This is a genomic window from Pseudomonas sp. S2_A10 (assembly GCF_054668465.1).
In genome coordinates, this window is the sequence record NZ_CP162773.1 from 3,647,096 (window position 1) to 3,669,580 (window position 22,485).

General features: G+C 61.3%; 26 protein-coding genes. 20 read left to right on the forward strand and 6 right to left on the reverse strand.

Annotated features, from left to right (window positions below):
* Positions 1–31 precede the first annotated feature (31 nt).
* The 8 genes from AB4N41_RS16430 (at position 32) to AB4N41_RS16465 (ending at position 8,032) form a co-directional block, all read left to right on the forward strand.
* Positions 32–2,317: a chemotaxis protein CheA gene (locus tag AB4N41_RS16430; RefSeq protein WP_150741290.1), complete on the forward strand. Its 2,286-nt coding sequence runs from the start codon at positions 32–34 to the stop codon at positions 2,315–2,317.
* Positions 2,318–2,366: 49 nt separating this feature from the next.
* Positions 2,367–3,512, forward strand: coding sequence for a protein-glutamate methylesterase/protein-glutamine glutaminase (locus AB4N41_RS16435; protein WP_056783833.1), 1,146 nt, complete (start codon positions 2,367–2,369; stop codon positions 3,510–3,512).
* Complete coding sequence (locus AB4N41_RS16440; RefSeq protein ID WP_016771055.1) at positions 3,512–4,252, forward strand: flagellar motor protein; 741 nt, start codon at positions 3,512–3,514, stop codon at positions 4,250–4,252. The genes AB4N41_RS16435 and AB4N41_RS16440 overlap by 1 nt, the downstream gene beginning before the upstream one ends.
* 12 nt (positions 4,253–4,264) lie before the next feature.
* Complete coding sequence (gene motD / locus AB4N41_RS16445) at positions 4,265–5,155, forward strand: flagellar motor protein MotD (RefSeq protein WP_016771054.1); 891 nt, start codon at positions 4,265–4,267, stop codon at positions 5,153–5,155.
* 43 nt (positions 5,156–5,198) lie between these two features.
* Positions 5,199–5,987: a ParA family protein gene (locus AB4N41_RS16450; protein ID WP_039763606.1), complete on the forward strand. Its 789-nt coding sequence runs from the start codon at positions 5,199–5,201 to the stop codon at positions 5,985–5,987.
* Positions 5,988–6,105: 118 nt separating this feature from the next.
* Positions 6,106–7,059: a CheW domain-containing protein gene (locus tag AB4N41_RS16455; RefSeq protein WP_252877693.1), complete on the forward strand. Its 954-nt coding sequence runs from the start codon at positions 6,106–6,108 to the stop codon at positions 7,057–7,059.
* Between the two features lie 90 nt (positions 7,060–7,149).
* Positions 7,150–7,635, forward strand: a complete 486-nt coding sequence (locus tag AB4N41_RS16460; protein WP_016771050.1) for a chemotaxis protein CheW — start codon at positions 7,150–7,152, stop codon at positions 7,633–7,635.
* Between the two features lies 1 nt (position 7,636).
* Positions 7,637–8,032, forward strand: coding sequence for a DUF2802 domain-containing protein (locus tag AB4N41_RS16465; RefSeq protein ID WP_016771049.1), 396 nt, complete (start codon positions 7,637–7,639; stop codon positions 8,030–8,032).
* A gap of 142 nt (positions 8,033–8,174) precedes the next feature.
* Here AB4N41_RS16465 and AB4N41_RS16470 read toward each other — a convergent pair whose 3' ends face one another.
* The 3 genes from AB4N41_RS16470 to fliK form a co-directional block, all read right to left on the reverse strand.
* Positions 8,175–9,569 (reverse strand): RCC1 domain-containing protein, encoded by a 1,395-nt coding sequence (locus AB4N41_RS16470; RefSeq protein ID WP_252877694.1) that lies wholly within the window; start codon positions 9,567–9,569, stop codon positions 8,175–8,177.
* Positions 9,570–9,721: 152 nt separating this feature from the next.
* Positions 9,722–10,051 (reverse strand): EscU/YscU/HrcU family type III secretion system export apparatus switch protein, encoded by a 330-nt coding sequence (locus AB4N41_RS16475; RefSeq protein WP_041479625.1) that lies wholly within the window; start codon positions 10,049–10,051, stop codon positions 9,722–9,724.
* Entirely contained in the window at positions 10,048–11,622 is a 1,575-nt protein-coding gene (fliK, locus tag AB4N41_RS16480) for a flagellar hook-length control protein FliK (RefSeq protein WP_252869014.1), read from the reverse strand. Before fliK ends, AB4N41_RS16475 begins: the two co-directional genes overlap by 4 nt.
* Positions 11,623–11,819: 197 nt before the next feature.
* On the opposite strand from fliK, the gene ccmA reads away from it, so the two are divergent.
* The 10 genes from ccmA (at position 11,820) to AB4N41_RS16530 (ending at position 19,216) form a co-directional block, all read left to right on the forward strand.
* Positions 11,820–12,455, forward strand: coding sequence for a cytochrome c biogenesis heme-transporting ATPase CcmA (ccmA, locus tag AB4N41_RS16485; protein ID WP_041479623.1), 636 nt, complete (start codon positions 11,820–11,822; stop codon positions 12,453–12,455).
* On the forward strand, positions 12,452–13,120 hold the full coding sequence (gene ccmB / locus AB4N41_RS16490; protein WP_252869015.1) for a heme exporter protein CcmB: 669 nt from the start codon (positions 12,452–12,454) through the stop codon (positions 13,118–13,120). Before ccmA ends, ccmB begins: the two co-directional genes overlap by 4 nt.
* 97 nt (positions 13,121–13,217) lie before the next feature.
* A complete protein-coding gene (locus AB4N41_RS16495; protein WP_056786756.1) occupies positions 13,218–13,973 on the forward strand; it encodes a heme ABC transporter permease in 756 nt (251 codons plus the stop codon).
* Positions 13,970–14,146, forward strand: a complete 177-nt coding sequence (gene ccmD, locus AB4N41_RS16500; protein WP_016771045.1) for a heme exporter protein CcmD — start codon at positions 13,970–13,972, stop codon at positions 14,144–14,146. The genes AB4N41_RS16495 and ccmD overlap by 4 nt, the downstream gene beginning before the upstream one ends.
* Entirely contained in the window at positions 14,143–14,598 is a 456-nt protein-coding gene (gene ccmE, locus AB4N41_RS16505) for a cytochrome c maturation protein CcmE (RefSeq protein WP_252877695.1), read from the forward strand. Before ccmD ends, ccmE begins: the two co-directional genes overlap by 4 nt.
* A 3-nt stretch (positions 14,599–14,601) precedes the next feature.
* Positions 14,602–16,590, forward strand: coding sequence for a heme lyase CcmF/NrfE family subunit (locus AB4N41_RS16510; protein WP_056783848.1), 1,989 nt, complete (start codon positions 14,602–14,604; stop codon positions 16,588–16,590).
* Positions 16,587–17,123, forward strand: a complete 537-nt coding sequence (locus AB4N41_RS16515; RefSeq protein WP_016771042.1) for a DsbE family thiol:disulfide interchange protein — start codon at positions 16,587–16,589, stop codon at positions 17,121–17,123. Before AB4N41_RS16510 ends, AB4N41_RS16515 begins: the two co-directional genes overlap by 4 nt.
* The gene (locus AB4N41_RS16520) at positions 17,120–17,590 is read left to right on the forward strand and encodes a cytochrome c-type biogenesis protein (protein ID WP_016771041.1); all 471 of its coding nucleotides are present in this window, start codon (positions 17,120–17,122) and stop codon (positions 17,588–17,590) included. Before AB4N41_RS16515 ends, AB4N41_RS16520 begins: the two co-directional genes overlap by 4 nt.
* Entirely contained in the window at positions 17,587–18,786 is a 1,200-nt protein-coding gene (gene ccmI / locus AB4N41_RS16525; RefSeq protein WP_252877696.1) for a c-type cytochrome biogenesis protein CcmI, read from the forward strand. The genes AB4N41_RS16520 and ccmI overlap by 4 nt, the downstream gene beginning before the upstream one ends.
* A gap of 25 nt (positions 18,787–18,811) precedes the next feature.
* Positions 18,812–19,216, forward strand: coding sequence for a hypothetical protein (locus AB4N41_RS16530; RefSeq protein WP_016771039.1), 405 nt, complete (start codon positions 18,812–18,814; stop codon positions 19,214–19,216).
* Positions 19,217–19,261: 45 nt separating this feature from the next.
* Here the strand turns inward: AB4N41_RS16530 and AB4N41_RS16535 are convergent, their stop codons facing one another.
* Together AB4N41_RS16535 and AB4N41_RS16540 are read right to left on the reverse strand one after the other, a co-directional pair.
* Positions 19,262–19,837 (reverse strand): PIN domain-containing protein, encoded by a 576-nt coding sequence (locus tag AB4N41_RS16535; protein WP_252877697.1) that lies wholly within the window; start codon positions 19,835–19,837, stop codon positions 19,262–19,264.
* Complete coding sequence (locus AB4N41_RS16540) at positions 19,834–20,301, reverse strand: helix-turn-helix domain-containing protein (RefSeq protein ID WP_129999052.1); 468 nt, start codon at positions 20,299–20,301, stop codon at positions 19,834–19,836. The genes AB4N41_RS16535 and AB4N41_RS16540 overlap by 4 nt, the downstream gene beginning before the upstream one ends.
* 183 nt (positions 20,302–20,484) lie before the next feature.
* On the opposite strand from AB4N41_RS16540, the gene AB4N41_RS16545 reads away from it, so the two are divergent.
* Both AB4N41_RS16545 and AB4N41_RS16550 read left to right on the forward strand, forming a co-directional pair.
* Entirely contained in the window at positions 20,485–20,697 is a 213-nt protein-coding gene (locus tag AB4N41_RS16545) for a type II toxin-antitoxin system HicA family toxin (RefSeq protein WP_076566640.1), read from the forward strand.
* Complete coding sequence (locus AB4N41_RS16550; protein WP_016771035.1) at positions 20,697–21,101, forward strand: type II toxin-antitoxin system HicB family antitoxin; 405 nt, start codon at positions 20,697–20,699, stop codon at positions 21,099–21,101. Before AB4N41_RS16545 ends, AB4N41_RS16550 begins: the two co-directional genes overlap by 1 nt.
* Before the next feature lie 112 nt (positions 21,102–21,213).
* Here the strand turns inward: AB4N41_RS16550 and AB4N41_RS16555 are convergent, their stop codons facing one another.
* Positions 21,214–22,413 carry an MFS transporter gene (locus AB4N41_RS16555; protein WP_236169678.1) on the reverse strand — a complete coding sequence of 400 codons (1,200 nt, stop codon included), beginning with the start codon at positions 22,411–22,413 and terminating at the stop codon, positions 21,214–21,216.
* Positions 22,414–22,485 lie beyond the last annotated feature (72 nt).

Here is a 22,485-nt window from a genome sequence, read left to right on the forward strand (position 1 = left end):
GGGTTTTTAGACCTGTAGGAGCACCCCATTAATGAGCTTCGGCGCCGATGAAGAGATCCTTCAGGATTTCCTGGTTGAGGCCGGCGAGATTCTTGAGCAACTGTCCGAACAACTGGTCGAGCTGGAAAGCCGCCCGGATGATGCAGATCTGCTCAATGCAATTTTTCGCGGTTTCCACACTGTAAAAGGGGGCGCCGGCTTCCTTCAGCTCAATGAGCTGGTGGAGTGCTGTCACATCGCCGAAAACGTTTTCGACATCCTGCGCAAGGGTGAGCGTCGCGTTGATGCAGAGCTGATGGACGTTGTGCTCGAAGCACTGGACGCGGTGAACAGCATGTTCAGTGAAGTCCGTGAGCGTGCACCGATCACCGCTGCCACGCCGGAACTGTTGGCCGCGCTGGCGCGTCTGGCCGAACCGCAATCGGCGGATGAAGCCCCGGCTTCGCCGGTTGCCGAGATGATCGAAGAACTGGTCGTTGAAAGCGACTCCTCGGACGACATCACCGATAACGAATTCGAACAACTGCTGGACTCGCTGAATGCCGTCAAGGCCCAGGCCGAGGCTCCGGCCGCTGTTGCTGCTCCCGCGCCGGTTGCCGACACGGCGGCCAGCGATGAAATCACCGACGCCGAATTTGAATCGCTGCTCGATCAACTGCATGGCAAAGGCCAGTTTGCTGTCGATGCGGTCGCTCCGGCGGCACCAGCAGCGCCGGCTGCTCCGGCCGCGCCTGCTACGGGCGACAGCTCGGACATCACCGACGACGAATTCGAAGCCTTGCTCGATCAGTTGCACGGCAAGGGCAACTTCGCCGTTGACGCGCTGGAATCGGCCATCGCTTCGGCCCCGTCAGCACCTGCTGCACCGGCAGCCGCTGCGGCCGGCAGTGACCTGATCAGCGATCACGAATTCGAATCGCTGCTCGACGAACTGCACGGCAAAGGCAAGTTTGACGCCAGCGCTGCGACTGCCGGCTCCGTGTCGAGCGTCGCCACGCCAGCGGCGAAAGCTCCGGCTGCCGCTGCTGCGCCGAAGCCTGCCGCCAAGCCTGAACCGAAAGCCGAGGCGCCGAAACCGGCCGCCGCTGCTGCACCGGCTCCGGCCCGCGCGCCAGCTGCTGCCCCGGCAGAAAAGCCGGCCAGCGAAGCGGAAACCACCGTGCGCGTCGACACCGCGCGGCTCGACGAGATCATGAACATGGTCGGTGAGCTGGTGCTGGTGCGTAACCGTCTGGTGCGTCTGGGCCTCAACAGCGGCGACGAAGCCATGTCCAAGGCCGTGTCGAACCTCGACGTGGTCACCGCTGACCTGCAGACCGCCGTGATGAAAACGCGGATGCAGCCGATCAAGAAGGTCTTCGGGCGCTTCCCGCGTCTGGTTCGCGACCTCGCACGTCAGCTCAAGAAAGAGATCAACCTGGAACTGGTGGGCGAAGAAACCGACCTCGACAAAAACCTTGTCGAGGCTCTGGCCGACCCGCTGGTCCACTTGGTGCGCAACGCTGTCGACCACGGCATCGAGTCGCCGGAAGAACGCGAAGCATCGGGCAAGGCCCGTGGCGGTCGCGTGGTGCTGGCGGCCGAGCAGGAAGGCGACCATATCCTGCTGTCGATCTCCGACGACGGCAAAGGCATGGACCCGAACGTCCTGCGTTCGATCGCGGTAAAACGCGGTGTGATGGACAAGGACGCGGCCGATCGCTTGAGCGATACCGAGTGCTACAACCTGATCTTCGCCCCGGGTTTCTCGACCAAGACCGAGATCTCCGACGTGTCCGGCCGTGGTGTCGGCATGGACGTGGTGAAGACCAAGATTTCCCAGCTCAACGGTTCGATCAACATCTACTCGACCAAGGGCCAGGGTTCGAAGATCGTCATCAAGGTGCCGCTGACCCTGGCGATCATGCCGACGCTGATGGTCATGCTCGGCAATCAGGCGTTCGCGTTCCCGCTGGTCAACGTCAACGAAATCTTCCACCTCGACTTGTCGACCACCAACGTCGTCGACGGTCAGGAAGTGGTGATCGTGCGCGACAAGGCGCTGCCATTGTTCTACCTCAAGCGCTGGCTGGTCAGCTCCGCCGCTCACGAAGAGCAGCGCGAAGGCCATGTGGTGATTCTTTCGGTGGGCACTCAGCGGATCGGCTTCGTCGTCGATCAACTGGTCGGCCAGGAAGAAGTGGTCATCAAGCCATTGGGCAAAATGCTCCAGGGAACTCCGGGCATGTCCGGCGCCACCATCACCGGTGACGGCCGCATTGCGCTGATTCTCGATGTTCCAAGCATGCTCAAGCGTTACGCCACAAAGCGTATTTGAATCCGGGGCGGCGGCGCGATGACGCGCCGCTGCACCTAATGGAGTGTTTATGGCAGTCAAAGTCCTGGTGGTGGACGATTCGGGTTTTTTCCGCCGCCGCGTCTCGGAAATTCTTTCGGCGGATCCGAGCATCCAGGTGGTCGGCACGGCCACCAACGGTAAAGAGGCGATCGATCAGGCCATGGCCCTCAAGCCTGACGTGATCACCATGGACTACGAGATGCCGATGATGGACGGCATCACGGCAGTGCGGCACATCATGCAGCGCTGCCCGACCCCGGTGTTGATGTTCTCCTCGCTGACCCACGAAGGCGCGCGGGTAACCCTCGATGCGCTGGACGCCGGCGCGGTGGATTTCCTGCCGAAGAATTTCGAAGACATCTCGCGCAACCCCGAGAAGGTCAAGCAACTGCTTTGCGAGAAAGTCCACAGCATCTCGCGCAGTAACCGTCGTTTCAGTGCCTACAGCGCGCCGGCTCCCGCCGCTGCGCCAGCGCCGACGCCTGCTCCGGCAGCGTCGAGCTACGGCAGCCACACGAGCCACAGCAGCCCTGTCCCGGCACGTCCGGCACCTGCGCCTGCGCCTGCCCGTGCATCCGCTGCCAGTGCTTCGTCGCCGGCTCCGAAACGCAAAGCCTACAAACTGGTTGCCATCGGCACCTCGACTGGCGGCCCGGTCGCGCTGCAACGTGTACTGACGCAGTTGCCGGCGAACTTCCCGGCGCCGATCGTGCTGATCCAGCACATGCCGGCGGCGTTCACCAAGGCGTTTGCCGAGCGTCTCGACAAGCTCTGCCGTATCAGCGTCAAGGAAGCCGAGGATGGCGACATCCTGCGTCCGGGCCTGGCGCTGCTGGCGCCGGGTGGCAAGCAGATGATGATCGACGGCCGTGGCGCGGTGAAGATTTTGCCGGGTGACGAACGTCTGAATTACAAGCCGTGCGTGGACATTACCTTCGGTTCTGCAGCCAAGTCTTACGGCGACAAAGTTCTGGCAGTGGTGCTGACCGGCATGGGCGCCGACGGCCGCGAAGGCGCGCGTCTGCTCAAGCAGGGCGGCAGTTCGGTGTGGGCACAGGACGAAGCTAGCTGCGTGATCTACGGCATGCCGATGGCCATCGTCAAAGCCGATCTTGCTGACGCGGTGTATGGTCTGGACGACATCGGCAAGCACATCGTCGAGGCGTGTATCTGATGGATGTTCTCAGCCTAATCGGCCTCATCATGGCGTTCGTCGCCATCATCGGCGGCAACTACCTTGAAGGCGGTCACCTCGGCGCGCTGGCCAACGGCCCGGCGGCGCTGATCGTACTGGGCGGCACGGTCGGTGCTGCGCTGCTGCAATCGCCGATGAGCGCGTTCAAGCGCGCCATGCAGATTCTCGGCTGGATCTTCTTTCCGCCGCGTGTCGACCTGGCCGGCGGCATCGACCGCGTGGTCAATTGGAGCCTGACGGCGCGCAAGGAAGGCCTGCTCGGCCTCGAAGGCGTGGCCGACGCCGAACCTGACAGCTATTCGCGCAAGGGCCTGCAATTGCTGGTCGACGGCGCCGAGCCGGAGGCGATTCGCAGCATTCTCGAAGTGGATTTCTACACTCAGGAATCCCGTGATATCGAAGCGGCCAAGGTGTTCGAAAGCATGGGCGGCTACGCACCGACCATCGGCATCATCGGTGCGGTGATGGGCCTGATTCACGTGATGGGCAACCTCGCCGATCCGTCGCAGTTGGGTAACGGGATTGCCGTGGCGTTCGTCGCGACCATCTATGGCGTGGCCAGTGCCAACCTGATCCTCTTGCCGGTCGCGGCCAAGCTCAAGTCCATCGCGTTGCGGCAGTCGCGTTATCGCGAAATGTTGCTGGAAGGAATTCTGTCGATCGCCGAAGGTGAAAACCCTCGTTCCATTGAGTTGAAGCTGCAAGGCTTCATGGACTAAGGGAATAACCTCATGGCTCGTCGTCGCCACCAGGAAGAACACGTCAATCACGAGCGCTGGCTCGTGTCCTACGCGGATTTCATCACTTTGCTGTTCGCGTTTTTCGTGGTGATGTACTCGATCTCGTCGATCAACGAAGGCAAATACAAAGTCATTTCCGAAGCGCTGATCGGCGTGTTTACCGACTCCGACCGCTCGCTCAAACCGATTCCGATCGGCGACGAACGACCGAAAACCGTGACCCCGGCCAAGCCGCTGGTCAAGGATGCCGAACAGGTCGACGCCGGTATTTCCGGGGCCAGCGATCCGCTGAAAAGCATCGCCGATGACATCAGCGCCGCCTTCGGTGACTTGATCAGCTCCAACCAGATGACCGTGCGCGGCAACGAGTTGTGGGTCGAGATCGAGCTCAATTCCAGCCTGTTGTTCGGCAGCGGCGATGCCATGCCGAGCGACATCGCGTTCAACATCATCGACAAGGTCGCGGCGATCCTCAAACCGTTCGATAACCCGATCCACGTCGAAGGCTTCACCGACGATCAACCGATCCGCACCGCGCAGTACCCGACCAACTGGGAACTGTCCTCGGCGCGCTCGGCGAGCATCGTGCGGATGCTCGCCATGCAGGGCGTAAACCCTGGGCGACTGGCGTCGGTGGGCTACGGCGAATTCCAGCCGGTGGCCAACAACGCCACGGTCGAAGGCCGGGCGAAGAACCGTCGCGTGGTGCTGGTGGTGTCGCGCAATCTTGATGTGCGCCGCAGCCTGACGGGCACCGGAACCGCCAATGCGCAACCGGACGCGGCGTTGAAGCGCGCTGGCACACAAACTGCACCGACCCCGGTCAAGACGCCGGGACGCGAGAGTGCCGTCAATTCTCCGTCGCCCGCATTAACACGCTGAAGCATGTCTCGGCCAATCAACCTGGCCGGGAGGAACGAACTGAATGAGAGTCTGGGCAGTCGCCAATCAAAAGGGTGGTGTCGGTAAAACCACATCCTCCATCGCTTTAGCCGGATTGCTGGCCGAGGCGGGCAAGCGCGTGGTTGTGGTCGATCTCGACCCGCACGGCTCGATGACCAGCTATTTCGGCTACGACCCCGACAGCCTGGAACACAGCAACTACGACCTGTTTCTGCACAAGGGCAGCGTGCCGCAAGGCCTGCCGGGGCAGTTGCTGTTGTCGACCAGCGACGAACGCATTTCCCTGCTGCCATCGAGCACCGCACTGGCCACCCTTGAGCGGCAGTCGCCGGGGCAGAGTGGCTTGGGCCTGGTGATCGCCAAGAGTCTGGCGCAATTGTGGCAGGACTTCGATTACGCGATCATCGACAGCCCGCCGTTGCTCGGTGTGCTGATGGTCAACGCCCTCGCGGCGAGCCAGCAACTGGTGATCCCGGTGCAGACCGAGCACTTGGCCGTGAAAGGTCTGGAGCGCATGGTCAACACCCTGGCGATGATCAATCGCTCGCGCAAACAACCGCTGCCGTTCAGCATCGTGCCGACCCTGTTCGACCGCCGCACGCAGGCGTCGATGGGCACCTTGCGCGTGCTGCGTGACAAATTCCCCGAAGACATCTGGCACGGCTACATCCCGGTCGATACCCGTCTGCGCGACGCCAGCCGCGCCGGCGTCACGCCTTCGCAATTCGACGGCAAGAGCCGTGGCGTGCTGGCCTACCGCGCGCTGCTCAAGCACCTGCTCGCGCAGCAACTTGTTCCGCAGGTGGCCTGAGCATGATCTTTATTCGTCTAGGAGCTGCCGCAGGCTGCGATCTTTTGATCTTGCCTGTGAGTGTTCCTGAAAAGATCAAAAGATCGCAGCCTTCGGCAGCTCCTACCGGGAGTCGCGCATGAACCGGCCGGTGAAGCTGACTTCTCGTCCGCAACAGGCCTTGCAGTCCTATCTGGAAGACCTGTTGCTCGACCTGCCCGAGGACTTGCCTGCGCCGGTCGAAGCGCCGCCGCCAGTCGTCGAACAGGCGCAGCCTGAAGTGGTGGAAAGCACCGAGGCCATGGACGAGTTCCAGGCCGCGGTGCTGGAAGAACAGGCCCGCGACGCGCAGAAATCCGTCGCTCCAATTGCCGCGCCCGCTGCTGCCCCCGTGGCCAAAGCGCCAGTCGCGCTGATCGACGAACCGCGCGCGCCGCTGTCGACCTTGGCGCCGCTGCTGCAAACGCAATTATTGACCGTGCCGGAACCCGAGCCGGAGCCAGAACCCGCGCCGCAGATTGCGGAGCCGAAGGTGCTGGTCCCGCCGCTGGTCGAAGTGCACCTGCCACCGAACAACCCGCCGCCACCGGTCGAACCCGATGGCCGTCCGGCCTGGGCTGCCGATGCATTCGAATGCTTGCTGTTCGACGTTGCCGGGCTGACCCTGGCGGTGCCGCTGGTGTGCCTCGGCTCGATCTATTCGCTGGCCGGCCACGAGCTGACGCCGCTGTTTGGTCAGCCGGAGTGGTTCCTCGGCATTCTGCCGAGCCAGGCTGGCAACCTGAAAGTTCTGGACACCGCGCGCTGGGTCATGCCGGATCGTTACCGCGATGACTTCCGGCAGGGCCTGCAATACGTGATTTCGGTACAAGGTTACGAGTGGGGGCTGGCAGTGCATCAGGTCAGCCGCTCGTTGCGCCTGGACCCGAATGAAATCAAATGGAGAAGTCACCGGGGTCAGCGGCCATGGCTCGCCGGCACCGTGATCGAGCACATGTGTGCATTGCTTGACGTATCCGCGCTGGCCGAGTTGATCGCCAGCGGCGGGGCAAAGCACTTGAGTGGCAACAAGCCGCTACATAAACCGACATAGCAGCCGACATAACAATCAGGCGATGGCATTTTCCAATGCCACCACACAGAACACACACCGCCCGGGGCGGTTTTTTCGAGGGGTCAGGGTATGAGTAGTCAGGCGTCGAATGCAAAAGGTTCTGAAGATCCGATCCTGCAATGGGTGACCTTCAAACTGGATAACGAAACCTACGGCATCAACGTGATGCGCGTGCAGGAAGTGCTGCGCTACACCGAGATCGCGCCGGTGCCGGGTGCACCGAGCTACGTGCTGGGCATCATCAACCTGCGCGGTAACGTGGTCACCGTGATCGACACCCGTCAGCGCTTCGGCCTGCACAGCGGCGAGATCAGCGACAACACCCGTATCGTCATCATCGAAGCCGACAAGCAAGTCGTTGGCATCATGGTCGACAGCGTGGCCGAAGTGGTTTACCTGCGTCAGTCGGAAATCGAAACTGCGCCGAACGTCGGTAACGAAGAATCGGCCAAGTTCATTCAGGGCGTGTGCAACAAGAACAATGAGCTGCTGATTCTGGTCGAGCTGGACAAGATGATGAGCGAAGAAGAATGGTCGGAACTGGAGAGCATCTGATTTGATTCTCGAGGTTGCGGTAATTGTTCTGTTCCTGTTCTGGGCCGGCACGCTGGCGATGTTCGTCTCGTACATCAAGGCGCAGCGAGTGATCGCTGCACAGCAGGCCCAGGGTGATGCGCTGCGTGATCAGCGCATCAAGGAACTGGCCAAACGCGTCGACGATTACCAGAACGGCAACGTGCGCATGGGCGAGGCCCTGCACGAGTTGCGCGCGGTGGTAAGCCCGTTGCCGGACAAGATCGTTGCACTGGAACAACGCGACCCGTCGAGCCTGTCATTCGCCCAAGCGGCGAAACTGGTGGGCATGGGCGCCAGCGTCGATGAACTGACTCAGTCGTGCGGCTTGACCCAGGCTGAGGCGGAGTTGATGCGCAAGTTGCACAAGGGCAGCTAGGGGCTTCAAGCTTCAAGCGGCAAGCAAGATCAAAAGATCGCATCGGAGGCAGCGCCTGCATAAATCTCGTGTAAGCGGTGTCGAAGGCTGCGATCTTTTTTCTCGATTGCATCGCAGGCATAGCGATCCGCAGTTGTCCGGATCAGCTCGCCGGAGTTTTTGTGTAACTGATCAGTTGATACAGGGCTTTCTGCTCACCGTTACCGCCGAAGTCGGCGTTGCCCCAAGCCACTACCCGACGATCTGCCCTGAGTGCCACGAAGGTATCGCCTCCTCCGTACACAGCACGAACGTCAGTGAGCAAATGGGCAACTGCGCTGGTATCGCCGCCGCCGTTCTCTCTTCCCCACGCAACTGCCACGCCGTTGCTGCGCAATGCTACGACCGCGTCTTGGTTGGCATTAATGGCGACAATGTCTCTCAACTGGCGAATGTCTGGCGGAATGTTAACGATATCGCTGGGGAGGGTAGCCCAAGCGTGCACTGAGCCATCCCCGCACAGCACGACAAATCCGGATCCGGAGCCTATGACGTGGACGATGTCGTTGCGACTGGCAATCTCTTCTGGCATGGCCGGCATATGTCCCCATACGACCAGTGCGCCATTGCTTCTGCGTGCTGCAAAGGCTGAGCTGTTACTGGCCAGGTCGACGATATCTCTAAGCGCTGCGATGTCCGACGGCACTTGGCCTCCAAGCGATTCATGCCCCCATGCGCGCACTTGGCCATTGCCGCTCAGTACTGCGAAAGCATGAGTCGAGCAAGCCAGTCTGGTTATGTCGGTGAGCAACGCGATATCGTCCGGCAACTGCGCTGAATGGTCATGATAGCCCCAACAGACGACGTTGCCAGTGCTGCGCAGCGCGGCGAAACCATACTGGCCACCCGACGCTTGCATGATATCGGTCAAATCGGCGATTTCGGGCGGAAGTGCGCCTCCCATCTCGGGCATGCCCCATGCGACAAGCTTGCGCGATTCAAGAAGGGCTACGAAAACATAAGTGCTTCCCGACACCGCGACAACCGTATTCAGCTGTGCGATATCTTCGGGGACGGTCCCGCTGGGCTGAAGTCCCCAAGCGAGGACATTGCCTTGCGCGCGCCGAATCGCAAAGGCTCTCATCCCCGCCGACAACTCTACGACGTCGTGCGCTTCTCTTACCGGTTCCGGCAAAGTGCCGCCGCCATCGACGTGACCCCATGCATGGACTGCCCGGCTGTCCAAAACAGCGCACAGGGCGAATGATGTACCGATAATGTTTGACGGGTTCAGGGTTATCCATTTCTTGCCCGACCAGACGATCAGTTCCTCATAAGGCCGGACATCGAAAAATTCGCTACCAGTGGCTGACTGCTTGTCTCCAACATACTGCCACATGACGTTCAACGGTTTGAGCGTTGAGGCGTCCAGCGCTACAAGTCGCCAGCTGCGCGTGTAGAAGTTGCCAAGACCACCCCGATTGCCGCGTGCGCCCATGACCAGCAGTCCGCCTTCAGCGTTTATCTTCAGGGGCAATTCATCTTTCTCGTTTGGCATGGAATCAATCCCTCAAGATTGTGGACCTGCGGTCAACCTGGTCAGGTCTGGTCCGTAATCAAGCGCTGCGGGATCGGGCATGCGCTACTGTCAGACCTGACAGTAGCGACAAACGGTATATGGCAGGGCGCAGAATAGACTGCGACTGCGGCTCAGTAGTCATCCCCGCGTGCGGTGATGTCCTTCTCGACCATCGGCGCGTTCGGGTCTTGTCCTTCGGGGAATTTGCCCTTCAGATTCCAGGCAAACGCGATGATCTCGGCGATGGTGCGATAGAGCTCTTCGGGAATGCTGTCGCCCAGTTCCATCCGCGCCAACAGGCGCACCAGTTCTGCGTTCTCGTAGATCGGCACTTCGTAATCGCGGGCGATACGCAGGATTTCTTCGGCCAGTTCCTCGTCGCCCTTGGCAGTGAGGGTCGGGGCGTGGTTGCCGTCGTATTTGAGGGCGATGGCCTGGCGTGGGGCGGTGGAATCGTTCATGCGGTTTCGTCGACCCAGCGGTGTTCGAGGCGGGTTTGGTTGCCTTGCGGCGGGGTGCCGTGGTGGCAGTCGAGGTCGCCGACGTTGAGCCCGGAATCGAGCAAGCGCTGGCGCAGGGCGAACAGGTTGTTCTCGATCAGGTCGGCGGTGTACGGCCGCTCGGCCCACAGCTGACTGGACAGGCTGCCGGCGATCAATTGCGCCTGAATCTGCATTGGCCCGAGCGGTTCCAAATCGAAGGCCAGATCGACGCGCCACAGTTGCTGTTTGGCTTCGCGCTCATCGCGGCGTTCATGCGGCTGCGGTTCGCGCTCCGGCGCTTCTTCACGCTGGAATTTGACCTGCAACGGCACGATGTCTTGCAAATTGCGCATGGGGATTTCCAGTTGCCAGGTGCTGAGCAGGCGGCCATCGTCGGTGACGCCGGTCTGTTCCAGGCTCGACAGCTGATGGCTCTGCAGACGCGACACCGCAGCGGCGGCGAGGCGCAGCAGTTGTTCGAGATCACCTTCGCCTTCGAGTTTCGCCAGCAGTCGTTCGGGCAACGGGAAGCTGCTCGGCACCGGTTTGGCGCTGACCTGGCCGAGGGTGCCGAGGGCGTTCCGGACGAAACTCGGCAGTGCCTGGGCCAGGGTATTGGCGGCGATGATCGCATTGAAATTGGTGTTGCTCGGCAGGCCCGGGGTCAGTTGCGCGATCAGTTTTAGCAGGTCGGCTTTCATGTCCGGGGCGAGAGTCGGGTTTTGTCCGCCGAGCAATTTCGCTTCGAGGAACGCGCCGCTGTTGGCCAAGGCCAGCGCCACGCCTTTGGCGGTGCTCATTTGCGGCAGGTCCGGCAGGCTGGCAAGCAGCTTGTCGACCACCGTGCGCAGATCGGCCGAAGTCTGATCGCTGGATGGCGGCAGGTTCTGCAACATCTTCAGCAGACCATCGAGCGAGCCCTGACGACTTTGCTGACCGAGCAATTGCTGACTCACCGCCAGTTGTTCCTGGCGGCTGCTCAGCGGCACGAATTTGAGGGTTTGCGCATCCTGCACCTGCGCCGACAACAAGGTGCCGATGCGCAGCGGTTGCGGGCTGTCGACGGTCAAAGTGCTGCCGCTCAATGCGGTGTTGAGCAGGGTGACCATCGAGCGAAATACCGCCGCTTGCCCCGGCGTCTGCGGCAGGGCCTGCGAGGTCACGACTTTGCCTTGCAGCAAGGTGCCGGCGGGCAATTGCGCGGTATCGATGCGGGTGAGGGTGGCGACGCTGCTGGCGATCGCTTGCTGTACGGTGATCGCCAGATTACCGGCCGATGGCTGAGTGATCGCCAGGTTGGTGCCCTGTGGCAACGGCAGGTTGCTGCTGGCCTGCACGGTGGTCTGACGGCCGCTGTCGAGGGTCACTTTGAGCAGCAATTCAAAGGTCTGATCGGCCTGCTTGAGCGACAACACCTCGGCCTTGGCGCTTTGTCCCGCGCCGATCAAGCCTTCGACCGGTGTCAGCAGCTTGAGCAGTTCACCCGTCTGCGGGCGAGCGCTCGCCGGCACGGTGGGCGGCAGCGGGAGGATGTTCATTTCGCCTGTCATACGCGGACACAACCTGAGGAAATTGCGCTCTTGAGAGTAAGGCACGGCATGTATAATGCCGCGCGTCGTGCGCTTCGTTCAAAAAACCTGGCAATTGTTTGATCCAGCTCGCCAGATCGAGCGATCAAAGCATCTATGCTGCATCTCTTTAACGGCCGCTCTAGAGCCGACTTGAACCGTATAAGGCCCGTGATCCCTTGACCAGTCCTGTCCTGCAAACCGTTGCCCTGGCGTGTGAACGCGATCTCAGGCTGCTTTTCGAAAACCTCGAATTGCGCCTGGCCAGTGGCGACATGGTGCAGATCAGCGGCCCCAACGGCAGCGGCAAGACCAGTCTTTTACGTCTGCTCGCCGGTTTGATGCAACCCACCGACGGCCAGGTGCTGCTCAACGGTCAGCCGCTGGCCGAGCAACGCAGCGAACTGGCGCGAAACCTGTTGTGGATCGGCCACGCCGCCGGGATCAAGGACCTGCTCACTCCCGAAGAAAACCTTTCCTGGCTCTGCGCCCTGCATCATCCCGCCGAACGCGAGGCGATCTGGCAGGCGCTGGCAGCGGTAGGATTGCGCGGTTTCGAAGACGTTCCCTGCCACAGTCTTTCCGCCGGCCAACAGCGCCGCGTGGCGCTGGCGCGGTTGTATCTGGACAGCCCGCCGTTGTGGATTCTCGACGAACCGTTCACCGCGCTGGACAAGCAGGGTGTCGCTCAGTTGGAAGAGCATCTGGCCGGCCACTGCGAACGCGGCGGTCTGGTGGTGCTGACCACCCACCACACCCTGAGCCGAATGCCGGCCGGTTATCGCGACATCGATCTGGGGAAATGGGCGGTATGAGTGTCTTCGGCCTGCTGCTTGCCCGCGAATCGCGCCTGCTGTTCCGCCGCCCGGCGGAGCTGGCCAATCCGCTGATTTTCTTTGCCATCGTCATTGCCCTTTTCCCGCTGGCCGTCGGCCCGGAAACTCAAGTCTTGCAAAACCTGTCCCCGGGGTTAGTCTGGGTGGCGGCGTTGTTGTCGGTCCTGCTTTCGCTGGACGGATTGTTTCGCAGTGACTTCGAAGACGGCTCGCTGGAACAGTGGGTCCTTTCGTCGCACCCGCTGCCGCTTCTGGTCCTGGCCAAGGTGCTGGCACACTGGCTGTTCTCCGGTCTGGCACTGGTGCTGCTGTCGCCGGTGCTGGCGTTGATGCTCGGTTTGCCGGCCGCGTGCCTGCCGGTGCTGCTGTTGTCGCTGCTGTTGGGCACGCCAGTGTTGAGCCTGCTCGGTGCAGTCGGTGCTGCGCTGACGGTCGGCCTGAAGCGCGGCGGGCTGTTGCTGGCGCTGCTGATTCTGCCGTTGTACATCCCGGTGTTGATCCTTGGCAGTGGCGCGTTGCAAGCGGCGTTGCAAGGCATGCCGGCGACCGGATACTTGTTGTGGATGGCCAGCCTCACAGCGCTGGCGATCACCCTGACACCCTTTGCAATAGCCGCTGGCCTGAAGATCAGCGTCGGCGAATAATAATGAGGCCTGGTCAAAAATTGACCACTTCTTCAAGAAGAAAGGCATGACCCTCTGCCAGCTCGCGATGATGAGCGGCAACCGTGATGGAAACAGTATGAACTGGACCTGGTTTCACAAGCTCGGCTCGCCCAAGTGGTTCTACGGCATCAGCGGCAAGTTCCTGCCGTGGTTGAGCATTGCAGCGTTGCTGCTGATCGGCGTTGGCGTGGTCTGGGGCCTGGCCTTCGCGCCGCCGGATTACCAGCAAGGCAACAGCTTTCGCATCATCTATATCCACGTGCCAGCGGCGATGCTCGCCCAGTCGATCTACGTAATGCTCGCGGTGTGCGGCGTAGTCGGGCTGGTGTGGAAAATGAAGCTGGCCGACGTTGCCCTGCAATGCGCCGCACCGATCGGTGCGTGGATGACCGCCGTGGCGCTGGTCACCGGGGCCATCTGGGGCAAGCCGACCTGGGGCTCGTGGTGGGTGTGGGATGCGCGCCTGACCTCAATGCTGATTCTGCTGTTTCTGTATTTCGGCGTGATCGCGCTGGGCAACGCCATCAGCAACCGCGACAGCGCCGCCAAGGCCTGCGCGGTGCTGGCGATCGTTGGCGTGATCAACATTCCGATCATCAAATACTCGGTGGAGTGGTGGAACACCCTGCACCAGGGCGCGACGTTCACCCTCACGGAAAAACCGGCGATGCCCGCGGAAATGTGGCTGCCGCTGCTGCTGACAGTGCTGGGTTTCTACTGCTTCTTCGGCGCCGTGCTGTTGCTGCGCATGCGGCTGGAAGTGCTCAAGCGCGAGGCCCGCGCCAGTTGGGTGAAGGCCGAAGTGCAGCAGAGTCTGGAGGCGGTGCGATGAGTTTTGCTTCATTCGGCGATTTTCTCGCCATGGGCCATCACGGCCTGTATGTCTGGTCGGCCTACGGCATCTGTCTGGCGGTGCTGGCCCTCAACGTGGTGGCGCCGATTGCGGCGCGCAAGCGTTATCTGCAACAAGAGGCGCGTCGTCTGCGCCGGGAGAACGGCAAGTGAATGCGCTGCGCAAAAAACGTCTGATCATCATTCTGGCGATTCTGGCCGGAGTGGGCGCTGCTGTCGGCCTGGCCCTGAGCGCGTTGCAGGAAAACATCAATCTGTTTTACACGCCGACGCAGATCGCCAACGGCGAAGCGCCGCAGGACACGCGCATCCGCGCCGGCGGCATGGTCGAGGCCGGTTCGCTGCAACGCTCCAAGGATTCGCTGGACGTCAGATTCGTCGTCACCGATTTCAACAAATCCGTGACCATCGCCTATCGCGGCATCCTCCCGGATCTGTTCCGCGAAGGGCAGGGCATCGTTGCCCTCGGTAAGCTCAACGCTGATGGCGTAGTGGTCGCCGATGAAGTGCTGGCCAAGCACGACGAGAAGTACATGCCGCCGGAAGTGACCAAAGCGCTGAAGGACAGCGGTCAATCCGCACCGACGCCTGTGAAGGAGGGTTGATCGATGGCTGCTGCACTGTTTATTCCCGAGCTGGGCCATCTGGCGATGATCCTCGCCCTGTGTTTTGCGCTGGTCCAAGCGCTGGTGCCGATGCTCGGCGCGTGGCGCGGTGACCGCTTGTGGATGAGCCTGGCGCAACCGGCGGCGTGGGGCCAGTTTGCCTTTCTGCTGTTTGCCTTTGGCTGCCTGACCTACGCGTTCATGACCGACGATTTCTCGGTCGGCTACGTTGCGATGAACTCCAACAGCGCGCTGCCGTGGTACTACAAATTCAGCGCGGTGTGGGGCGCCCACGAAGGTTCGCTGCTGCTGTGGGCGTTGATCCTCGGCGGCTGGACCTTCGCCGTGTCGGTGTTCTCCCGGCAGTTGCCACAAGTCATGCTCGCCCGGGTACTGGCGGTGATGGGCATGATCAGCACCGGTTTCCTGCTGTTCCTGATTCTTACCTCGAACCCGTTTTCGCGGATCCTGCCGCAGATTCCCGCGGACGGTCGCGACCTCAACCCGTTGCTGCAGGACATTGGCCTGATCGTGCATCCGCCGATGCTGTACATGGGTTACGTCGGTTTCTCTGTGGCCTTCGCATTTGCCATCGCCGCGCTGCTCGGCGGCCGTCTCGATGCGGCATGGGCGCGCTGGTCGCGGCCATGGACCATCGTCGCCTGGGCCTTCCTCGGGATCGGCATCACCCTCGGTTCGTGGTGGGCGTATTACGAACTCGGCTGGGGCGGCTGGTGGTTCTGGGACCCGGTGGAAAATGCCTCGTTCATGCCATGGCTGGTCGGCACCGCGTTGATTCACTCGTTGGCGGTCACCGAGAAACGCGGCGTGTTCAAGAGCTGGACGGTGTTGCTGGCGATTGCCGCTTTTTCGTTGAGCCTGCTCGGCACCTTCCTCGTCCGCTCGGGCGTGCTGACTTCGGTGCATGCCTTCGCTTCGGATCCCGAGCGCGGCGTGTTCATCCTGATTTTCCTGCTGTTCGTGGTGGGCGGTTCGCTGACGCTGTTTGCGCTGCGTGCACCGGTGGTGAAAAGCCAGGTCGGGTTCAATCTGTGGTCACGGGAAACCTTGCTGCTGGGCAACAACCTGGTGTTGGTTGTCGCTGCATCGATGATCCTCCTTGGCACTTTGTATCCGCTGATTCTTGATGCCATCAGCGGCGCCAAGCTGTCGGTCGGCCCACCATACTTCAATGCGTTGTTCATTCCGTTGATGGCGTTGCTGATGCTGGTCATGGCGATCGGCGTGATCGTGCGCTGGAAGGACACACCAGTGAAATGGCTGGCGAGCATGCTCACTCCGGTGCTGCTCGGCAGCGTCGCATTGGCCGTGGTGGCCGGCGTGGCTTATGGCGATTTCAACTGGGCAGTGATCGCGACGTTCCTGCTGGCGGCGTGGGTGTTGCTTGCCGGTGTGCGCGATCTGTTCGACAAGACTCGGCACAAAGGCCTGATCAAAGGTTTGCCGACGCTGACCCGCAGCTATTGGGGCATGCAGATCGCCCACCTCGGCATCGCCGTGTGCGCGCTGGGCGTGGTGTTGTCGAGTCAGAACAGTGCCGAACGCGACCTGCGTCTGGCACCGGGCGAGTCGATGGATCTGGCCGGCTATCAATTCGTCTTCGAGGGCGCCAAGCATTTCGAGGGGCCGAATTTTACCTCCGACAAAGGCACCATCCGCGTCATTCGTGACGGCGAGGAAATCAGCGTGCTGCACCCGGAAAAACGTCTGTACACCGTGCAGAACTCGGTGATGACCGAAGCCGGCATCGATGCCGGTTTCACTCGCGATCTCTACGTCGCCCTCGGCGAGCCGCTGGATAATGGCGCCTGGGCCGTGCGCGTACACGTCAAACCGTTTGTGCGCTGGATCTGGTTCGGCGGCTTGCTCACCGGATTGGGTGGTTTGCTGGCGGCGCTGGATCGGCGTTATCGGGTCAAGGTGAAAAGCAAAGTGCGCGAAGCGCTGGGCATGACGGGAGCGGCGGCATGAGGCGTTGGTTGATGTTGTTGCCGTTGGCGATTTTTCTGCTGGTGGCGGTGTTTCTCTATCGCGGCTTGTACCTGGATCCGGCGGAGCTGCCGTCGGCGATGATCAACAAGCCATTCCCGGAGTTTTCCCTGCCGAGTGTGCAGGGTGACAAGACGCTGACCAAGGCCGACATCCTCGGCAAACCGGCGCTGGTCAATGTCTGGGGCACCTGGTGCATTTCCTGCCGCGTCGAGCACCCGGTGCTGAACAAACTCGCCGAGCGCGGCGTGGTGATCTACGGCATCAACTACAAGGACACCAACGCTGATGCCTTGAAGTGGCTGGCGGAATTCCACAATCCATATGCGCTGGATATTCGTGACGACGAGGGTTCGCTGGGCCTCAACCTCGGTGTCTACGGCGCGCCGGAAACCTTCTTCATCGACGCCAAAGGCATCATCCGCGACAAGTTCGTCGGGGTGATCGACGAGCAGGTCTGGCGCGAAAAACTCGCGGCCAAGTATCAGGCGCTGGTCGATGAGGCCAAGCCATGAAGCGTTTTCTCGCTGCGGTCGTGTTGGGTTTGAGCCTGGCCGGTGTCGCCCATGCGGCCATCGACACCTACGAATTTGCCAAAGAGGGCGACCGCGAGCGTTTCCGCGAACTGACCAAGGAACTGCGCTGCCCCAAATGCCAGAACCAGGACATTGCCGACTCCAACGCGCCGATCGCCGCCGACCTGCGCAAAGAGATTTTCCGCATGCTCGGCGAGGGCAAGGACAATCAGCAGATCATCGACTTCATGGTCGATCGCTACGGTGATTTCGTCCGCTACAAACCGGCGCTCAATGCCAAAACCGCGCTGCTGTGGTTCGGTCCGGCCGGATTGCTGCTCGGTGGTTTCGTGGTGATCGCGCTGATCGTGCGCAGGCGTCGCGGGCAACGTGCCGAAACGCCGTCATCGCTGTCTGCCGAAGAACGTCAGCGCCTCGACCAACTGTTGGATAAAAACCAAGAATGATTGATTTCTGGCTCGCCGCAGGGCTGTTGCTTCTGGTCGCCCTGAGTTTTCTGCTGATCCCGGTACTGCGCGAACGCCGCGCTCAGCGGGAAGAAGATCGCACCGCGTTGAACGTCGCGCTGTACCAGGAACGGGTTGCCGAGCTGCAAGCGCAGCAGGCCGAAGGCGTGCTCGACGCCGCGCAACTGGACAGCGGCCGCGCAGAAGCCGCGCGTGAATTGCTCGCTGACACCGAAGGCGTCACCGCACCGCGTGTCTCCCGCCTGGGCAAGCCGTTGCCGCTGCTGGCCGCCGTGTTGGTACCGGTGCTGGGTCTCGGTCTGTACCTGCATTTCGGCGCCGCCGACAAGGTCGAACTGACCCGCGAATTCGCTCAGGCACCGCAGTCGATGGAAGAGATGACCCAGCGTCTGGAACGTGCGGTCGCCGCACAACCGGATTCCGCTGAAGGTCTGTATTTTCTCGGCCGTACCTACATGGCTCAGGACCGTCCGGCAGACGCGGCGAAGATGTTCGAACGCGCCGCCAACCTCGCCGGTCGCCAGCCGGAACTGCTCGGCCAGTGGGCGCAGGCGCAGTATTTTGCTGACGGTAAAAAGTGGTCGGAGCAGATTCAGAAATTGACCGACGAAGCGCTGAAGGCCGATCCGAAGGAAGTTACCAGCCTCGGCCTGCTCGGCATCGCCGCGTTCGAAGGCGAGCGTTATCAGGAGGCCATCGACTACTGGAATCGCCTGCTCGCGCAACTGCCGCCGGATGACAACTCTCGCGCTGCGCTGCAAGGCGGCATCGAGCGTGCCGCCGAACGACTGAAAGCCAGCGGCGGCAAGGTTGCCCAGGCACCGGCGCCGAAAGCTGCGTTGCTGACAGTCAGCGTTGATCTGGCCAGCGAACTCAAAGGCAAGGTGCAACCGGGCGACAGCGTGTTCATCTTCGCCCGCGCCACTTCAGGCCCACCGGCGCCGCTGGCGGCCAAACGTCTGACCGTGGCTGACCTGCCGGTGACCGTCGAACTGGGCGATGCCGACGCAATGATGCCGCAGTTGAAACTGTCCAACTTCCCTGAAGTCCAACTGGTTGCGCGCATCTCACGGGCCGGTCAACCGACTGCCGGTGAGTGGATCGGTCGCAGCGGCCCAGTGGCCAGCAGCACCACCGCGCCACAAAAACTGACTATCGACAGCCCGGACAAGTAACCGGACCCAACAGGAAAGCACCGCCATGCACACCATCGCCCGCATCACAGTCCTCACACTGGCCCTGGGCTTGAGTGCATGTGCGGTACAACGCCCGGAACCGACCACCAGCCTGCCGCCAATCCCGCCCTCGCAGCCAAGCCCGACCCCGTCGACCTCGCCGAGCCCCGGCAAGAGCATCCCGGCCAAACCCGCCAAGCCCGTGCCCCGCACCTCGGCCAGCTTCGCCCCGCCACCGGGCGGCAACAGCCACTGGGACCAGAAGCTCGGCGTCTACGTGCTCGACGACCAGACCAACACCTTCTACCGCCAGCGCACCTACTACCGCTGGAACAACGGCTGGAGCCGCTCGGTCAGCCCCAACGGCCCGTGGGAAGACACCAACATCCACGGCGTCCCGCCGGGGTTGGGCAAGAAATTCGGGCAGTAAGAGAAACGGCGATCCTGGGATCGCCGTTTTTTTTGCGTCTGATTCTCAGAGAATCGCACGATAGTGACCTAACGCCTTTACCGACTCGACCAATCCTTGCCGTTGGAGAAAGCCGAGATATTTGTCCACCTCCACATTGGGCGTTTTCAATTGCCGTCGCTGGCTTTGAGCCGCAGCGACGACGGCAGCCGAATCAAGATGGAAAAGGTTTTCCACAAACTCATCCGGGTGCTGAGCTTCAATGCCGTATGGCGCGAGGTGACGGGTGGGTAAATCTTTCAGGTTGAACGTCACTATTACATCGGCACCGCATCGGATTGCGGCCGCTAGAACATGGCGATCGTTCTCATCAGGCAGTGTCAGGCCTGACACCAAGTCTTCATAGCCATCGATACACGCGTCTGGAATGGCCAGGTCCATCAATTGCGATGTGCGATCGAGTTGTTCGAGGGTCAGGTCGGACCTGTTCTTCAATAAGTTACGCTTCCATTCGTGGTGTACTTCCTGAGTCCAGCGAGCCCGATACAGCCCTGACAACGCGAGCCACATCAGGAAATCTCTTAGAGGGGCCGGATATAAAACGCATGCATCGTATACAGCAGTGAAAGAGGAATGCCTCACTCGTATCCTGTCCTTAGCGCCTGTGCCTGCTCCGCGAGAAGCATCATTGCCTGCTCGCTGGCGGTGTCTCGCCGGGTTTTATATTCCATCAGATCAGCAAAACGCACACGTCGGTGCTTGCCTGTTTTGTGGTAGGAAATCTCACCGCTCTCCAGCAGTTTGATCATGTGCGGACGTGAGACGTTGAGCAGATCGGCAGCTTCCTGCGTGGTCAGCTCCGCGTGGATCGGTACCACCTTCACCGCGTTGCCCTGCGCCAGCGCCGCGAGGATATCGCTCAGCAAGCGCAACGCCGATGTTGGCAGCTCGACGCTGTGGGCTTCGTTCTGTTCATCAAAAATCTGGATTCGCTGAGTTTCAAAAGCGGTTGTGAGGAAGGCGCTCAGGGCGCGCTGGCCTTCAATCGCGGCTTTGACCTCACGTTCGACGGGCAGATTGATGGCAGATGGAGTAGCGGTGGTCATAAGACTGTTCCAGCATTGTGAGGAAGATCCGCGGACGTTATTCGAATCAAACGAAATTCGCAATAAACGAAACTGTTGCAGGAATACTTTGTAAAACAACCAACCATCACCCCATCCCATTCTGTGCTTGAGTAAAGATAACTCTAGAGTTACTTTTAATGGGCCAGGCCAAGGAGGCGGTTGGTGCAGAGCAGGCTATTGATGAAGGAGCTGGAGGAGGCGGGCTGGACGCTGGATCGGGTTGCGGGCAGTCATCACATCTTCACTCATCGTTACAACCCGAACACGATTGCCGTCCCGCATCCGAAAAAGGATTTACCGTTGGGGACAGTCAAAAGCATTCGGCGGCGCGCGGGGTTATTCAGCCCGCCAACCCGTCATGAAGGAGATCCGTAATGCAATATCCCATCTGCATCGAGTGGGGTGACGAGAACACTGCCATCGGCATTCAGATCCCCGATATTCCCGGCGCAGTCACGGCCGGGGACAGCTTTGAGGAGGCCTACAACGCGGCCGTGGAAGTGGCTCACCTCATGCTGCAGGAGATCGCGGCGGCCGGTCAGGCGATTCCGATGCCGACCTCGGCAGCGGCGCATCGCAATCATCCGGATTTTGCCGAGATGGGCTGGGGCATGCTGGAGCTGGATATCTCGCCGTACCTGGGCAAGACCGAAAAGGTCAACGTTACGCTGCCCGGCTATGTCATTCAGCGTATTGATCGCTATGTACGCGAGCATAACGTCAAAAGCCGCTCCTCGTTTCTGGCGGATGCGGCGATGGAGAAACTGGTTCGGTATTGAGGGTCTGCGCAATTGTGGGAGCGAGCCTGCTCGCGAAGGCGTCAGGTCAGGCAATGATCTATGGCTGACACACCGCCTTCGCGAGCAGGCTCGCTCCCACTATGACATCGCGTCAGGACGCGACTTTTCGCTGCGCCAGCGCAGCGTTTTGCGATGCACTCAGAAACCGCACCAACGCCAACAGCGGAAAGACGCTGCCGACAATGACGATCCACAACCAGCCGCCGTGCTCGTACACCGCGCTGGCCACCGACGAGCCGAACGCGCCGCCGATGAAGATGCTGGTCATGTACAGCGCGTTCAAACGGCCACGACTTTTCGCGTCCAGCGAGTACACCGCGCGTTGGCCGAGGACCATGTTCATCTGCACGCAGAAGTCCAGCACCACGCCGGTCACGGCCAGGCCGATGACGCTGTAGGCCGGGTGAATGAAGGCGGGCAGGAAGCTCAGGCTGGCGAAGAGCATGGCCAGCAGCGAGGCGATGCGTGTGTGACCGGCATCAGCGAGGCGGCCGCTGATTGGCGCGGCGATGGCACCGATGGCGCCGACCAGGGCGAAGATCGCGATTTCGCTTTGCGACAGGCCATGGTTGCGTGCCAGCTCCAGCGGCACGGCGGTCCAGAACAGGCTGAACGTGGCAAACATGCAGCCCTGGTAAAACGCCCGCTGACGCAGCACCGGTTGCTGGCGCAGCAGTGTCCATAGCGAACCGATCAACTGGCCATAAGTAGCGCTGTGATCCGGCTGGCGCTTGGGCACGGTCAGCGCCAGCACCACGCTGATAGCCGCCATCAATGCTGCGGCGATCATGAACATGGCGCGCCAGCCGAGGTGATCGGCGACCACGCTCGACACCGGTCGCGCCAACAGAATACCCAGCAGCAAACCGCCCATGATCCCGCCCACCACGCGGCCACGGGACTCTTCCGGCGCCAGATGCGCGGCCAGCGGAATCAGGATCTGCACCGACACCGAGCTGAAGCCGACCAGCAGCGAGATCAGCAGAAATACGTTCGGCTGTTCAGTGAACGCGGCGCCAAGCAGACTGGCGATCGCCACCAGCGTAGTGATGATCATCAGCCGACGGTTCTCCAGCAGATCCCCCAGCGGCACCAGAAAGAACAGGCCCAACGCGTAACCGATCTGCGTCAGCGAGACGATGAAACTGGCCATGGTGTCGGAGAGGCCGATGTCCGGCGCGATCAGGCCGATGATCGGCTGTGCGTAGTAGATGTTGGCAACGATGGCGCCGCAGCAGAACGCGAACAGCAGGACCATGCCTCGGGTCATTGCGTGAGGAGTGGTGGTCATAGGGGATCTCGGGTCGGGCACAGGAAAGGGCTGAGGCTAATGGACAACGTGGACTGGCAGAAGACGTTTTCG

Excerpts from the sequence above, each read along its gene's own strand:
- AB4N41_RS16430 (WP_150741290.1), top strand. The coding sequence starts at position 32 with ATGAGCTTCGGCGCCGATGAAGAGATCCTTCAGGATTTCCTGGTTGAG.
- AB4N41_RS16435 (WP_056783833.1), top strand. The coding sequence starts at position 2,367 with ATGGCAGTCAAAGTCCTGGTGGTGGACGATTCGGGTTTTTTCCGCCGC.
- AB4N41_RS16440 (WP_016771055.1), top strand. The coding sequence starts at position 3,512 with ATGGATGTTCTCAGCCTAATCGGCCTCATCATGGCGTTCGTCGCCATC.
- motD (WP_016771054.1), top strand. The coding sequence starts at position 4,265 with ATGGCTCGTCGTCGCCACCAGGAAGAACACGTCAATCACGAGCGCTGG.
- AB4N41_RS16450 (WP_039763606.1), top strand. The coding sequence starts at position 5,199 with ATGAGAGTCTGGGCAGTCGCCAATCAAAAGGGTGGTGTCGGTAAAACC.
- AB4N41_RS16455 (WP_252877693.1), top strand. The coding sequence starts at position 6,106 with ATGAACCGGCCGGTGAAGCTGACTTCTCGTCCGCAACAGGCCTTGCAG.
- AB4N41_RS16460 (WP_016771050.1), top strand. The coding sequence starts at position 7,150 with ATGAGTAGTCAGGCGTCGAATGCAAAAGGTTCTGAAGATCCGATCCTG.
- AB4N41_RS16470 (WP_252877694.1), bottom strand. The coding sequence starts at position 9,569 with ATGCCAAACGAGAAAGATGAATTGCCCCTGAAGATAAACGCTGAAGGC.
- AB4N41_RS16475 (WP_041479625.1), bottom strand. The coding sequence starts at position 10,051 with ATGAACGATTCCACCGCCCCACGCCAGGCCATCGCCCTCAAATACGAC.
- fliK (WP_252869014.1), bottom strand. The coding sequence starts at position 11,622 with ATGACAGGCGAAATGAACATCCTCCCGCTGCCGCCCACCGTGCCGGCG.
- ccmB (WP_252869015.1), top strand. The coding sequence starts at position 12,452 with ATGAGTGTCTTCGGCCTGCTGCTTGCCCGCGAATCGCGCCTGCTGTTC.
- AB4N41_RS16495 (WP_056786756.1), top strand. The coding sequence starts at position 13,218 with ATGAACTGGACCTGGTTTCACAAGCTCGGCTCGCCCAAGTGGTTCTAC.
- ccmD (WP_016771045.1), top strand. The coding sequence starts at position 13,970 with ATGAGTTTTGCTTCATTCGGCGATTTTCTCGCCATGGGCCATCACGGC.
- AB4N41_RS16510 (WP_056783848.1), top strand. The coding sequence starts at position 14,602 with ATGGCTGCTGCACTGTTTATTCCCGAGCTGGGCCATCTGGCGATGATC.
- AB4N41_RS16515 (WP_016771042.1), top strand. The coding sequence starts at position 16,587 with ATGAGGCGTTGGTTGATGTTGTTGCCGTTGGCGATTTTTCTGCTGGTG.
- AB4N41_RS16520 (WP_016771041.1), top strand. The coding sequence starts at position 17,120 with ATGAAGCGTTTTCTCGCTGCGGTCGTGTTGGGTTTGAGCCTGGCCGGT.
- ccmI (WP_252877696.1), top strand. The coding sequence starts at position 17,587 with ATGATTGATTTCTGGCTCGCCGCAGGGCTGTTGCTTCTGGTCGCCCTG.
- AB4N41_RS16530 (WP_016771039.1), top strand. The coding sequence starts at position 18,812 with ATGCACACCATCGCCCGCATCACAGTCCTCACACTGGCCCTGGGCTTG.
- AB4N41_RS16540 (WP_129999052.1), bottom strand. The coding sequence starts at position 20,301 with ATGACCACCGCTACTCCATCTGCCATCAATCTGCCCGTCGAACGTGAG.
- AB4N41_RS16550 (WP_016771035.1), top strand. The coding sequence starts at position 20,697 with ATGCAATATCCCATCTGCATCGAGTGGGGTGACGAGAACACTGCCATC.
- AB4N41_RS16555 (WP_236169678.1), bottom strand. The coding sequence starts at position 22,413 with ATGACCACCACTCCTCACGCAATGACCCGAGGCATGGTCCTGCTGTTC.